The 12,360-nt window shown below is 72.6% G+C and carries 13 protein-coding genes; 10 read left to right on the forward strand and 3 right to left on the reverse strand.

The genetic code is table 11. The features are described from left to right. The first annotated feature begins 11 nt into the window (after positions 1 to 11). Positions 12 to 2,999, forward strand: coding sequence for a BTAD domain-containing putative transcriptional regulator (locus OG371_RS20495; protein WP_329071542.1), 2,988 nt, complete (start codon positions 12 to 14; stop codon positions 2,997 to 2,999). A 9-nt stretch (positions 3,000 to 3,008) separates the two neighbouring features. Here OG371_RS20495 and OG371_RS20500 read toward each other — a convergent pair whose 3' ends face one another. Then, on the reverse strand, positions 3,009 to 3,593 hold the full coding sequence (locus OG371_RS20500; RefSeq protein ID WP_329071543.1) for a TetR family transcriptional regulator: 585 nt from the start codon (positions 3,591 to 3,593) through the stop codon (positions 3,009 to 3,011). Between the two features lie 82 nt (positions 3,594 to 3,675). Here OG371_RS20500 and OG371_RS20505 point away from each other — a divergent pair, with 82 nt between their 5' ends. The 3 genes from OG371_RS20505 to OG371_RS20515 all read left to right on the forward strand — a co-directional run bounded on the left by OG371_RS20505 (position 3,676) and on the right by OG371_RS20515 (position 5,703). Then, the gene (locus tag OG371_RS20505; protein ID WP_329071544.1) at positions 3,676 to 4,707 is read left to right on the forward strand and encodes an NAD(P)-dependent alcohol dehydrogenase; all 1,032 of its coding nucleotides are present in this window, start codon (positions 3,676 to 3,678) and stop codon (positions 4,705 to 4,707) included. Positions 4,708 to 4,755: 48 nt separating this feature from the next. After that, the gene (locus OG371_RS20510; RefSeq protein ID WP_329071545.1) at positions 4,756 to 5,115 is read left to right on the forward strand and encodes a hypothetical protein; all 360 of its coding nucleotides are present in this window, start codon (positions 4,756 to 4,758) and stop codon (positions 5,113 to 5,115) included. 84 nt (positions 5,116 to 5,199) lie between these two features. Continuing rightward, positions 5,200 to 5,703, forward strand: coding sequence for a VOC family protein (locus OG371_RS20515; RefSeq protein ID WP_329071546.1), 504 nt, complete (start codon positions 5,200 to 5,202; stop codon positions 5,701 to 5,703). On the opposite strand, the gene OG371_RS20520 is transcribed toward OG371_RS20515, so the two are convergent. Further along, positions 5,602 to 6,198, reverse strand: a complete 597-nt coding sequence (locus OG371_RS20520) for a TetR/AcrR family transcriptional regulator (protein WP_329071547.1) — start codon at positions 6,196 to 6,198, stop codon at positions 5,602 to 5,604. The genes OG371_RS20515 and OG371_RS20520 overlap by 102 nt on opposite strands. 105 nt (positions 6,199 to 6,303) lie before the next feature. Between OG371_RS20520 and OG371_RS20525 the strand changes: the two genes are divergently transcribed. After that, complete coding sequence (locus tag OG371_RS20525; protein ID WP_329071548.1) at positions 6,304 to 7,275, forward strand: N-acyl homoserine lactonase family protein; 972 nt, start codon at positions 6,304 to 6,306, stop codon at positions 7,273 to 7,275. Positions 7,276 to 7,332: 57 nt separating this feature from the next. On the opposite strand, the gene OG371_RS20530 is transcribed toward OG371_RS20525, so the two are convergent. After that, positions 7,333 to 8,448, reverse strand: coding sequence for a C40 family peptidase (locus OG371_RS20530; protein ID WP_329071549.1), 1,116 nt, complete (start codon positions 8,446 to 8,448; stop codon positions 7,333 to 7,335). 80 nt (positions 8,449 to 8,528) lie between these two features. On the opposite strand from OG371_RS20530, the gene OG371_RS20535 reads away from it, so the two are divergent. The 5 genes from OG371_RS20535 to OG371_RS20555 all read left to right on the forward strand — a co-directional run bounded on the left by OG371_RS20535 (position 8,529) and on the right by OG371_RS20555 (position 12,357). After that, positions 8,529 to 9,335: a biotin--[acetyl-CoA-carboxylase] ligase gene (locus OG371_RS20535; RefSeq protein ID WP_329071550.1), complete on the forward strand. Its 807-nt coding sequence runs from the start codon at positions 8,529 to 8,531 to the stop codon at positions 9,333 to 9,335. Between the two features lie 89 nt (positions 9,336 to 9,424). Continuing rightward, positions 9,425 to 10,000 carry a PH domain-containing protein gene (locus tag OG371_RS20540; protein ID WP_329071551.1) on the forward strand — a complete coding sequence of 192 codons (576 nt, stop codon included), beginning with the start codon at positions 9,425 to 9,427 and terminating at the stop codon, positions 9,998 to 10,000. 1 nt (position 10,001) lies between these two features. Further along, positions 10,002 to 10,943: a hydroxymethylglutaryl-CoA lyase gene (locus OG371_RS20545; RefSeq protein WP_329071552.1), complete on the forward strand. Its 942-nt coding sequence runs from the start codon at positions 10,002 to 10,004 to the stop codon at positions 10,941 to 10,943. A 194-nt stretch (positions 10,944 to 11,137) separates the two neighbouring features. Beyond that, positions 11,138 to 12,097 (forward strand): TNT domain-containing protein, encoded by a 960-nt coding sequence (locus OG371_RS20550; protein WP_329071553.1) that lies wholly within the window; start codon positions 11,138 to 11,140, stop codon positions 12,095 to 12,097. After that, positions 12,094 to 12,357 (forward strand): hypothetical protein, encoded by a 264-nt coding sequence (locus OG371_RS20555; RefSeq protein ID WP_329071554.1) that lies wholly within the window; start codon positions 12,094 to 12,096, stop codon positions 12,355 to 12,357. Before OG371_RS20550 ends, OG371_RS20555 begins: the two co-directional genes overlap by 4 nt. Positions 12,358 to 12,360: the final 3 nt, after the last annotated feature.

A 12,360-nucleotide genomic window follows, 5' to 3' on the forward strand; every position in this document is an offset into this window, starting at 1 on the left:
GTGCGAAACCGATGGACGTGTCGTTCGGGGTGCTCGGCCCGCTGGTGGCCGGGAACGGGCGGGGCCCGCTGGCGCTGCCCGGGCCCCGGCACCGTGCTGTGCTGGCCCGGCTGCTGGTCGCGCGCGGCCGCGTTGTCCCGGTGGACGCGCTGGTCGACGCGTTGTGGCCGGAGCCGCGGCCCGGCGCGGTGGGCGCGCTCCAGACGTTCGTCGCCACGTTGCGCCGGGTCCTGGAGCCGGATCGCGCGCCGCGCACGCCCGCGCGCCTGCTCGTGACGGAGGCTCCTGGCTACGCGCTGCGCCTGCCCCCGGATGGCGTTGACGCCTGGCGGTTCGAGGCCGCCGTCCGGTCCGGCGAGGGGATCGAGGAGGCGCTGCGCTGGTGGCGGGGCCCGGCCTACGCGGAGTTCGCCGACGAGCCGTGGGCCCGTCCCGAGGCCGCGCGGCTGGAGGAACTGCGGCTGGTGGCCGTGGAACGGCGGGCGTCGGGCTGGCTCGCCGAGGGCCGCGCCGCCGAGGCCGCCGCGGATCTGGAGTCCCATGTGGACGCTCACCCGTGGCGTGAGGAGGCCTGGCGGCTGCTCGCGCTGGCCCTTTACCGCGCCGGTCGTCAGGGTGACGCGCTCGGCGCGTTACGGCGGGCGCGGGCGGCGCTGGCCGCGGACCTGGGCGTGGACCCGGGGCCGGAGTTGCGGGCGCTGGAGAAGGACATCCTGGACCAGGCTCCGCAGCTGACCCTCGTGAGTGTTGATGACGGTTCTAACCGGCATGAACACTCACGAGTCCTAGTCGGGAGGGAAGCGGAACTGGCCCGTCTCGCGGAGGCCGCCGCCGCCGTCGAGGCCAGGGGACGGCTCGGGCTGGTCCTGATCTCCGGCGACGCGGGCGCGGGCAAGACCGCGCTGGCCGAGGCGTTCACCGAAGACCTCGCGGCACGGGGCTGGACGACGGCCTGGGGCACCAGCCCGGACCGTTCGGGGGTGCCCGCCGCCTGGCCGTGGACGCGGATTTTGGCTTCACTGGGCGGATCCGTGCCCGAGCCGGAGCCCGCGGACGATCCGGCGGTGGCGCGGTTTCACTGGCACCGCGCCGTCGCCCGGCGCCTCGGGGACGGGCCGGGGCGGCTGCTGCTGGTTCTCGACGACCTGCACTGGGCCGGGGAGGAGACGCTCGCCCTGCTCGCCGCAGTGGTTGCCGACCCGGTGGCCCGGCCGGTGCTCGTGGTCGCGACCTACCGGACCACCGACATTTCCCCGGAGCTGACGGAACTGCTCGGCCGGGTCGCGCGCGCCGAGCCCGTCCGGGTGTACCTCGGCGGGCTGACGGTCGAGGACGTCGCGCAGCTGGTCGGGCCGGACGCCGCCGAAGTGATCCACCGGCGGACCGGCGGGAACCCGTTTTTCGTCCGCGAGCTGGGCCGGGTCCTCGACGCCGAGGGCGGTCTGCCCGAGGGCGTGCGCGATGTCGTGCGCTACCGCGTCGCGCAGCTTCCGGAAGACGTCCGGGCCGTGCTGCGCCGCGCCGCCGTGATCGGCACGGACGTGGACCTCGACCTGCTCGGCGACGGCAACACCACGCTTGACGCCGTGGAAACCGCTGCCGCACGGGGATTTCTGACCGAACGCGGGCCGCGTGCCTTCCGGTTCGCGCACGCGCTGGTCCGCGACGCCGTCTACGAAGACCTCTCCCGCTCCCGTCGCGCGCGGCTGCACGCCGACGTCGCGGAAGCCGTCGAACTGCTGCGGCCGGACGACGTCGAAGCGCTGGCTCACCACTTCCTTCTGGCCGGTTCGCGTCGTGGCGTTCCGTACGCGCGCGCGGCTGCCGAACGGGCCGAGCGACGTTTCGCGCCGCACGAGGCCGCGCGTCTGTGGCGGGCCGCGCTCGACCTCGAGGGTGACGACGCCGGGCTCCACATGGGACTCGCGCGGTCGCTCGCTTTCGCCGGCGCCCTCGCCGAAGCCCGCCGTCATCGTGCCGAGGCGTTGACGTTGGCGGGCAACGATCGTGAGATGACTCTTCGCGTGCTCACGGCGTTTGACGTCCCCGGGGTCTGGACCGAGAACGACGACCCGGAGTTGGCACGTCGCGTCGCGGACGCCGTCGAGCGGGTCCTGCCGGGCACGGACCGGGCCACGCGGTGCCGGTTGCTGGCCACGCTCGCGTTGGAGCTGCGCAACGTCGGCGGTGAACGCGCCCGCGCCGCCGCCCACGAGGCCGAGGCGCTCGCGCGTGAGCTGGCGGATCCGGCGCTGCTGGCGTTCGCCCTGAACGCGCGGTGGATGCAGGCGTTCGACCGCGCCGGGCTGGCCCCAGAGCGCGCCACCCTCGGCGCCGAGCTGGTGGAGCTGTCCGCGCGGCATGGGCTGGTCACGTTCGAGGTGCTGGGGCATCTGATCCTGGTGCAGGCCCGTTCGGCCCTCGCCGACTTCGCCGCGGCCGACGTCCACGCCGCCGCGGCCGACCGGCTCGGCGAGGCCTACGACATCCCGCTCATCGGCGTGTTCACGCAGTGGTACCGCGCGTTGCGCACGGCCGTCACGGGCCCGCCCGCCGAAGCGGAAGCTGCGTACCGGTCCGCCGCGGCGCGCCTGTCCGGCACCGGGATGTCCGGTGTGGACAACGGAATTCTCGCGCTGGCACTGCTCTGCCTCCGTCGTCTCCACGGTGATGAGTCCGAAGTGGACGACGACTTCGGCGCGTACGCCCCGTGGTGCCGCCCGTCCGGCGAGATCCCGGACTCACCGCGTGACCTGCTTTTCGAGGCCCGCACCTGCCTGCACGCCGTCGCCGCCATCACGGCGGGGGACCGGGCGACCATGACCCGGCTGTACGACGCCCTGTTGCCCGCGGCCGGTGAACTCGCGGGCGCGGGCAGCGGCCTGGTCACCCTCGGCCCGGTCGCCGGCTGCCTGGCCGCGCTGGCCGAGGCGCTCGGCCGAGACGCTGCCGTCCACCGCCGCGAGGCCGCGGAAGTCGAGGCCCGCGCCCGGTCGTGAAGGGGCTCGCTACGGCGCGACCACCCGCTGGACGCACTCGCGGAGCAGGGCCCGGCGCGTCTCGTGCACCTCGGGCGGCTCCTGATCGGTGGCGGCGTAAACGTTGCTGACCGGCGACCACGCCATGGACATCGCGATCACCACGGCCATCAGGTCGAACGGGTCCCCGGCCCGGACCGTCCCCGCGGCCTGCGCGTCGGCGATGGCGCCCAGCTTGGCCCCGTCGAGGCGGTCGGTGTCCTCGACGAGGTGCCCGGACGGGCGCCGCTCCAGGCGCACCCAGGTGGCCAGCCGGATCAGGTCGGGCCGGCGGAGGTACTCGTCGTACAGCCGGACGGCCCAGTCCGCGAGGTCGCCGGCGTCGATCGGGACGACGTTCGTGATCCGTTCCAGCGAGCCGTGGAAGATCGTGTCGAACAGCGCTTCCTTGCTGCCGAAATAGCCGTACAGCTGGGCTTTGTTGGTCCGGGCGGCAGCCACGATCCGCTCGACGCGCGCCCCGGCCAGCCCGTGCTCGGCGAACTCCTGCGTCGCCACGTCGACGATGCGCTGCCGGGTCGCGGCGCCGCGTGAGGTCAAGGGTCTGTCGGCCATGCCGGTCACGATAACAACAGACCAGTCTGTTTGCTGTTACTCTTGAATAGACCGAACAGTCTGTTTGCTGGAGGAGTGGGGCATGAGGACAACCGTGGGCTGGCGGGCCGACGCCGGGGACGCGCTGCGGCGGGTGCCGATCGAGCGCCGTGAGCTGCGGGCGGACGACGTCGCCGTGCGCGTGGACTACTGCGGGGTCTGCCACACCGACCTGCACGCCCTGCACAGCCGCGCCGGCCGTCCGCTGGTGCCGGGCCACGAGTTCACCGGTGTAGTGACCGAGGTGGGGACCGCCGTCACGCGATTCGACACGGGGGACGCCGTGGCCGTCGGCAACATCGTGGACTCGTGCGGGGTGTGCCGGATGTGCTTGCTGGGTCAGGAGAATTTCTGTTACGAGTTCCCGACGCTGACCTACGACGGCACCGATCGGCACGACGGATCGACCACGTTGGGCGGCTACTCACGCGAGTACGTGGTCCGGGAGGGGTTCACCTACCCGCTGCCGTCCGGGCTCGACCCCGCGGCCGCGGCTCCGTTGCTGTGCGCGGGAATCACTGTCTGGGAACCGTTGCGGGCATTGAACGTCGGGCCCGGTACCCGTGTGGCGGTGGCCGGGCTCGGCGGGCTCGGGCACCTCGCGGTCAAGTTCGCCGTCGCGCTCGGGGCCGAGACCACGGTGATCAGCCGGACGCCGGACAAGGCCGAAGACGCCCGCCGGCTCGGCGCTCACGACCTGCTCGTGTCCACCGACGAGGGGCAGCTGGCGGCCGCCCGCGACCGGTTCGACGTGCTGATCGACACCATCGCCGTCGAGCACGACCTCGGCCCGTACCTGAGCCTGGTCGCGATGGACGGCACCCTCAGCCAGGTCGGGTACCTCGGCCCGGTCACCGTGGCGACGATGTCCCTGCTGGCCGGGCGCAAGAAACTCAGCTCCGCGGGCAGCGGCGGGCGCCCGGGGACCGCCGCGATGCTGGAGTTCTGCGCCGAGCACGGCGTCACCGCGGACATCGAGCTGGTCCCGTCCTCGAAGGTCAACGAAGCCCTGGAACGCTTGGCCCGCAACGATGTCCGCTATCGGTTCGTGCTCGACCTGTCCGACCTGTCCTGAGCCGCAAATGCGTTCGCCCGGCCGTCGTCGCTCGATTACCTTGCTGGTATGCGCACCAATTTGAGGCGCGCGCTCACGACGGCCATGAAGGCCCGAGACCGCGCCGCCACCGCTGCACTCCGCTCGTCTCTGGCGGCCATCGACAACGCCGAGGCGGTTGACGTCGAGCACCTTTCCTCGAGCGTGACCGGGAACGAACACGTCGCGGGCGCGGCGGTCGGGTTGGGCGCGGCGGAGGTGGAACGCCGTCAGCTGACCGAGACCGACGTGCGGTCGATCGTCGAAAAGGAGACGCGCGACCGGGTGGCTGCCGCCGACGAGTACGAGCGGCTGGGCCGGCTCGACCTCGCCGGGGACCTCCGGGCCGGGGCCGCGGTGCTCGAACGGCAGCTGAACCCGGAATCCTGAGCCAGGCCAAGGACTTTGTGCCCTGAATTGCCGTCGTCCGGGATCGCCGCGCCGCGATCCCGGGCGCCTGCCAGGCTGAGGCCCATGGCGCACTTGCAGCTCACCGCGATCATCGTCGAGGACTACGACGCCGCGATCGACTTCTTCGTCCGGGCCCTGGGCTTCGAGCTGGCCGAAGACTCGCCGTCCCGCACCAACGACGGCCGGCCCAAGCGCTGGGTGGTCGTCCGCCCGCCGGGCGCGGAGACCAGCATCCTCCTGGCCCGCGCGGACGGCGAACACCAGCTCGCGGCGGTCGGCAACCAGCACGCCGGCCGCGTCGGCTTCTTCCTCCGGGTGGACGACTTCGACGCGGGCTACCAGCGAATGCGCGACGCCGGCGTCGAGTTCCTCACCGAGCCCGAACCGAGCCGTACGGCCGGGTTGTCGTCTTCCGTGACATCGTCGGCAACCGCTGGGACCTGCTCGGCCCCGCCGCCTGAGGGGTCAGAGCGCGCCGAGGCCGGCCACGGTTACGGCAGTCAGCCGGGTCAGATAGGCCTCGCCCACCTCGCCGGTGGCGAACAGCAGGCGCATCACCAACGGTGAGATCAGGAGGTCGAGGCCGAGCTCACGATCGAGGCCGGCGGGCAGCTCGCCACGGTCGATCGCCCGGGACAGCACCGCGGCCGCGGCGGTCCGGCGCGGCTCGGCCACCACGTCGTTCAGCGCGGTGCCCAGCTCGGGGGTGCGCGTGGTCTCGACCAGCACATCCAGCGCGATCCGCCGGGTCCGCGGATCGCCGATCTGCGCGACGATCACGTCCAGGAATCCGCGCACGTCGCCGGCCAGCGAACCGGCGTTCGGCACCTCCGGCAGGTTGTCGCGCAGCACCGCCCCGACCCGGTCGACCAGCATGGCCTGCTTCGACGGCCAGCGGCGGTACACGGCCGCCTTGCCGACTCCGGCCTGGCGCGCCACGGCGTCCATCGTCATGCGCGCGTAGCCGATCTCGGCGAGCTGGTCGAACATCGCGGCGGTGATGGCCGCGGTGACGGACTCCTGGAACGCGGCCGCCCCCGCCGGTTTTCGCTCGGTCGACATGCCCGGAGTTTACACGCGACGGAACAGTTGCGTTCCATCGCTGTGCTGGCTACCGTTTCGGTGGACGACGGAACAGTTCCGTTCCGTCGAGGACGGGAGAGCGCCATGAAGATCCACCCGCTGCGCATCGGCCGCACCAAGGTGCCGTTCGGCCAGTTCTACGGCGGCCTGCGCGGCTTTTCGATCAGCGAGTTCGCCGCGGACAAGGACCACTTCATCTGGGTGCCGATCCGCGCGTACCTGCTGGAGCACCCGACCGCCGGGCCGGTGCTGGTCGACGCGGGCATCAGCCCCGAGCAGACCGCGCACGTCGACTACTACCGCGGTTCGATCATGGAGCACGTGATGGACGTCGACGAGTACGACCTGCCGTCCGGGCAGACCCTGCCGGCCCAGCTGGCGCGGCTGGGCTACCGGCCGCAGGACGTGACCGCGGTGATCATCACCCACCTGCACGAGGACCACGTCGGCGCGCTGAACCTGTTCGCGCACGCCCCGGTGTACCTGGGCGCGGCCGAGTACGCGGCGCGGGAGGAGAAGGTGTTCGGCCTGATTCCGCTGGCCTACCCACCATCGGTCGCGGCGATCACCGACTGGCGGCCGATCGAGTTCAGCGGCCCGGCCGTCGGCGGGTTCGCCGCCTCGGCCGACCTGTTCGGCGACGGGAGCATCGTCGCGCTACCCACGCCGGGACACAGCCCGGGCAGCACGAGTGTGCTGGTGGATCACCGATTCCTGCTGACCGGCGACGCCCTCTACACCGTCCGGCACCTGGCTGTGGACCAGGTCCGCGCCATCCAGGCCGGCGACGAGGCCCAGTACGTGGACTCGGTGCGGCGGATCCAGTGGCTCCGCCGCGAACTCCCCGAGTTGCTCATCCTCACCGCCCACGACCACACCGAATACGGCGAGCGGCTGATCGCCGGATTGGCCAGCGGCGAACTGTCCGATGTGGACCTTGCCTGGGCCAAGTCCTACGAGCGGGCCACCTTCGACGAGCTGGCCAACCTCAACCCGGCCCGGCTGCCCCGCTTCGTACCCGGCGAGGACGGCGGACCGGTCGGCCGCGCGGCCTGACCGGCTCGTGAGTGGCCAGGACGGTTCTAACCGTCATGAACACTCACGAGCTCTGGATTAGGCGGCAGGCCGCCCGGCCCCGGCGTAATCGTCGCCCGGGGTGTGGAAGGTGTGGATCTGGATGGCCTGGCCCTCGGTCGGCGCGTTGATCATCAGGCCGTTGCCCAGGTACAGCCCGACGTGGTGGATGTTGGTGGCCGGGTTGCCGTAGAAGACCAGGTCGCCCAGCTGCGGTTCCTCGGCGGCCGGGACTCGGGCGATGGCGCGGAACTGGCTATCCGCCGTGCGCGGCAGACCGACGCCCGCGCTGTCGTACGACGCCTTGGTCAGGCCGGAGCAGTCGAAGCCCGCCGCGCCCGCGTCCGGGCCGTTGCCGCCCCAGACGTACGGGAGGCCGAGCTGGCCGAGGGCGAACCGGGTGGCGTGGACGGCCGGGCTGTTCGCCTTCGCGGGGTCGAGCGAGAGCGTGGCGTACAGCTGCGCGTTGCCGAGCACCTGCTGACGGAACAGCTCCGCGTCCTTGCCGCCCTTGTACGCCGCCACCGACTTCCACCAGCCGGTGCCGCCGGTGAGATCGGTGCCGCCTGCGCAGAGGGCACGGCCCGCGGCGACCGAAGCCGAGTCCGGGTCGGTGAGCGCGGGCTTGGCGACGCCGGTGATCTTCGCGCCGTACTTCGACCACTGCGCCGACGACAGCCCCATCGGGTTGGCGCCCTGGCGCCCGTGGTCCGAGCTGGCCTCGCCGACGCCCGCGAGCGTCACCCAGGACAGGTGGCAGCCCGGGTCTTCCGAACGCAGCGTCAGCTCACCGTTCGCGTAGCCGATCAGCGCCGCCGCGGGAATGCCGAGCGGGCCGCTGAGGTTGCCGGCCCACTGCTGCAACGGGGATTTGCCGCCACCGCCGGACCCGCCCTGCCCGAGTGCCTGCGCCTGCACAGGCGCGCTGACCTCGAGCACCGACGGACCGGACACCGCGGGCGCAGTGTCGGCCGAAGCCGCGACGGGAGTTTTCGGGGCCGGTTCGTTGCCGTCCGCGACGAGCCAGCCCGCCGTCACCAGCCCGGCGACGAGCGGCAGCGCGACGAGGCCGCGGTGCAGCGCGCCACGGGCCCAGGAGTGCTTCGGGTCCTTGCCGGTGGCGGGCACGGCGTCGGGTTCGGGCGGCGGGGTCACGCTGCCCAATCTAGAAGAGCGCACCTCTGCGTAACGAGCGAGTGGCTTGCACGTTAGGGGGACTCTCATATTGTGGGCGCATGCCTGGAATGGATGCAGTACGGCTGCGTGAGGGACTGGCCGGCCGCTACGCGCGGGTCGACGTCGTCGAGACCACCGGCTCCACCAACGCCGACCTGCGGGAAGCCGTCGGCGCGGGGGCCGCGGACCGCACCGTGCTGATCGCCGAGCAGCAGACCGCCGGGGTCGGCCGACGGGCCCGCGCGTGGAGTTCGCCGAAGGGCGCCGGGCTGTACCTGAGCGTCGCGCTGCGGCCAGGGGTGCCGTTCGCCGCCCTGGGCTCACTGTCCGTGGTGGCCGGGCTCGCAGTGCGTGCCGTCGCGTCGGAGCTGGGGGTGGACGCCGTGCTGAAGTGGCCGAACGACGTGCTCGCCGGGCCGGACCGGGCCAAGTGCGCGGGCATCCTCGCCGAAGCCGTCGCCGGCCCGGAGCCTTCCGTGGTGCTCGGCATCGGGCTGAACGTGCTGCCGCTCGGCGAGGACGTGCCGGCCGGGCCCGGTGGCCTGCCCGCGACCTCGCTGGCCGAGCAGGGCGCGGAGAACCCCGACCGGACCGACGTCGCGCTCGCCCTGCTCACCCGGCTCGACGACCTCGAACGCCGCTGGCGCCAGGCCGGCGGCGACCTCACCGGGGCCGGCCTGCTCGCCGATTATCGCGCGCGCTGCGCCACGCTCGGCCAGGACGTCCGGGTGGAGCTGCCCGACGGCGCCTCGCTCACCGGCCGCGCCGCCGACATCGACCCGGCCGGCCAGCTGCTGGTGGACGTCGAGGACGGGCGCCGCCTGACCGTCTTCGCCGGCGACGTGGTGCACGTCCGCCCGGCTTGAGCGGATTCACGGTGTCCTGGCGTCCGTGCGACCTTCGCGCCGGTACGGTGAGTGCACCAGGACCAGCACACACCAGGGGAGCGTCCGCCGTGGCCTATCCGGACGATTTGCTCAGCCAGCACGAGGAAGTCGTGGTGCACAGCCACCCGCACTTCAAGATGCTGATCTTCCCGTTCGTGGCGTTCGTGATCACGGTCGCCGCCGCGATCTGGCTGCTCACACTGGCGCCGAACGCGCCCTCGCCGTGGAACAACGTGGCCATGATCGCCATCGGGGTGGTCGGGGTCGTGCTGGTCGTGTGGCTGTTCCTGGCGCCGCTGGTGCGCTGGCGGACCACGCACTTCATCGTCACCACCGACCGGCTGATCGCGCGCGAGGGCGTGCTGAAGCGCACCGGCATCGACATCCCGATGTCGCGCATCAACAGCGTGCAGTTCGAGCACGGCCTGCTGGACCGGGTGTTCGGCTGCGGCACGCTGATCATCGAGTCGGCGTCCGACGAGCCGCTGCGCTTCGACGACATCCCGCGGGTCGAGCGCGTGCACACGGTGATCTACCGCGAGGTCAACGACAACCCGTACGACGACTACCGCGGCGAGCCCGGCCCGCAGCAGACCGAGCCGCTGCCGCCGCAGGGCCGCCAGCCTCGCGGCCGGAGGCGCTGACGTGGGCGCGCTGGAAGTCGGCCTGCCGGAGCGGGTGCCGGCGCCCGGCCTGCCCGCACGCGTGGAGATCTGGGAGGTCGGCCCGCGCGACGGCCTGCAGAATGAGGACTCGGTCGTCCCGGTCGAGGTGAAGGTCGAGTTCCTGGACCGGCTGGCGGGCGCGGGCCTGACCACGCTGGAGGCGACCAGCTTCGTGCATCCGAAGTGGGTGCCGCAGCTCGCGGACGCGGAGCAGCTCCTCGCCGGCCTGGACCGCCGCGAGGGCGTCCGGTACCCGGTGCTGGTGCCGAACGAACGGGGCCTGAACCGCGCGCTGGACGCGGGCGTGGACCACATCGCGATCTTCGCCAGCGCCACCGAGACCTTCGCCAAGCGCAACCTGAACTCGACGCTGGACGAGCAGTTCACCATGTTCGAACCGGTGGTGACCCGCGCCCGCGCCGAGGGCCTGGAGGTGCGCGGCTACCTGTCGATGTGCTTCGGCGACCCGTGGGAGGGCGTGGTGCCCGCGGCGCAGGTCGTCCGCGCGGGCCGCCGGCTGCTGGACTTCGGCTGCTCGCAGCTTTCCCTGGGCGACACCATCGGCGTCGCGACGACGGGCCAGGTCACGAACCTGCTCGCCTCGTTTGCCGAGGCGGGCGTCGACGTGGGCTCGCTGGCCGTGCACTTCCACGACACGTACGGCCAGGCGCTGGCGAACACCGAGGCCGCGCTCCGCTCGGGTGTGTCCACTGTGGACTCATCGGCGGGCGGCCTCGGCGGCTGCCCGTACGCGGAGTCGGCCACCGGTAACCTCGCGACCGAGGACCTGGTCTGGCTGCTGCAGGGCCTCGGCATCGAGCACGGCGTCGACTTGGCCAAGCTGGTGGAGACGAGCGTCTGGATGGCCGGGCAGCTGGGGCGGCCCTCGCCGTCACGCGTGGTGAACGCTCTGGCGGGCTAGCCCGTCGGGCCGGACGGGCACGGCGCGGGCGCGTACGTGCGTTGGTGCGGCGCCTTATCGGCCGCGGCCGATAAGGTGGAATTGCCACCGCGCGCGCGGAATTCGCCCTATCGGGGAATTGTGCGCGCGGGACGGCAACCGGGTGGCCGGGGAAACGTCCTTCCCCGAGCCGGCGGAACCGACGGAGGGTGCCCGTGACCGAGCAGGCCGAACCGGCCGACACCGACGTCTCCACCGGGCCGATCCGCCTTCCGGCCCAGTACAGCGGCCTGCTGGACGCCGGCGGCTTCGAGGACGTCCCGACGCCGCCGTCCGGCACCCACCTGTCGCCGACGCCGCCGTCCGGCACCCGCCTCCCGCCGGTTCCGCATCGCGGCGCACCTCGGTCGCCGGTGCCGGCGCCGTATCAGCCGGGGCTGTCCGCTCCGCGGCAAGCACACCAGCCGCAGGCGTATCGGCAACAGCAGTACCAGCGGCCGTACCCGCAACAACCACAGCCGCCCAGGCAAAAGCCGCCGATGGGCGCGCCGCGGACCGAGCGTGAAAGCGTGCTCGCGCTGTTCCTCGTGCACATGTTCCCCATCGGCCACCTGCCCGTCGCCGCCGCGCGGCCGGCCGAGCAACTGCCCATCCCTGCCGAAACGGACGCCGTCGGGCGCGCCCCGTTCGACCACCCGGATTCCGCGCTGCTCGACGACAGCGACGCGCTTTATTACGTCACCCGGGGCCTGCGCCGCACTCCGACGCCGCCCGCCGCCGTCGAACCGCCGGCCGAGTTGCTCACCGGGTACGAGCCCGAAGCCGAGCCGGCGAGCCCGGCCGGGCCGCCCGCCGCGCAGTTCCCCGAAGGTGGTCTGGACCACACGGAACCCGTTGTGCTGCCGAAGGACACGCTGCTCGACCGCTTCGGCGGGGAGCACGGCCGCGTCTTCGCCGCCGACGGCACGCCGTTCGCGAAGCGTTCGCTGCCACCGTCCGCCGTGGACGAGGGCTATCGGCGTTACCGCGTGGTGAAGCCGGTGCCGATGTGGCGCTCGACGTCCGCGGAGTGGTTCGGCCAGCCCGGCGGCGGGATCCGGTACCGTGCGGTGCTGGCCGCCGACGAGCTGGTGACGCTGGGGTTCCTGGCGGAGGTCACGGGGGAGAAGCGATGAACACCCAGTCGATCCGCCGCTGGCTCGACGTGCTCGGCGTGCCCGCGGAAGTGGTTTCGGTGGGCGCCGAGGCCGACAACGCGTGGTGCCTGATGCCCGTCGAGGACAACGGCTGGGAAGTCTTCTGGCGCGAGCAGGGCAACCGGTACGACTGGGCCCGCTTCAGCTCCGAGCAGGTCGCCTGCCACTACCTCTTCGGCCGCCTCGCGTGGTCGCAGGTGGCGCGCGGCGCGGTCGGGGTCCTGCCCGGAGCCAACTGACCT

The sequence above is a fragment of the Amycolatopsis sp. NBC_01480 genome (assembly GCF_036227205.1).
Classification (GTDB): domain Bacteria; phylum Actinomycetota; class Actinomycetes; order Mycobacteriales; family Pseudonocardiaceae; genus Amycolatopsis.

What these genes read in the sequence shown, in the direction of transcription:
- OG371_RS20495 (WP_329071542.1), top strand. Translation starts at nt 12, where the DNA reads ATGGACGTGTCGTTCGGGGTGCTCGGCCCGCTGGTGGCCGGGAACGGG.
- OG371_RS20500 (WP_329071543.1), bottom strand. Translation starts at nt 3,593, where the DNA reads ATGGCCGACAGACCCTTGACCTCACGCGGCGCCGCGACCCGGCAGCGC.
- OG371_RS20505 (WP_329071544.1), top strand. Translation starts at nt 3,676, where the DNA reads ATGAGGACAACCGTGGGCTGGCGGGCCGACGCCGGGGACGCGCTGCGG.
- OG371_RS20510 (WP_329071545.1), top strand. Translation starts at nt 4,756, where the DNA reads ATGCGCACCAATTTGAGGCGCGCGCTCACGACGGCCATGAAGGCCCGA.
- OG371_RS20515 (WP_329071546.1), top strand. Translation starts at nt 5,200, where the DNA reads ATGGCGCACTTGCAGCTCACCGCGATCATCGTCGAGGACTACGACGCC.
- OG371_RS20520 (WP_329071547.1), bottom strand. Translation starts at nt 6,198, where the DNA reads ATGTCGACCGAGCGAAAACCGGCGGGGGCGGCCGCGTTCCAGGAGTCC.
- OG371_RS20525 (WP_329071548.1), top strand. Translation starts at nt 6,304, where the DNA reads ATGAAGATCCACCCGCTGCGCATCGGCCGCACCAAGGTGCCGTTCGGC.
- OG371_RS20535 (WP_329071550.1), top strand. Translation starts at nt 8,529, where the DNA reads ATGCCTGGAATGGATGCAGTACGGCTGCGTGAGGGACTGGCCGGCCGC.
- OG371_RS20555 (WP_329071554.1), top strand. Translation starts at nt 12,094, where the DNA reads ATGAACACCCAGTCGATCCGCCGCTGGCTCGACGTGCTCGGCGTGCCC.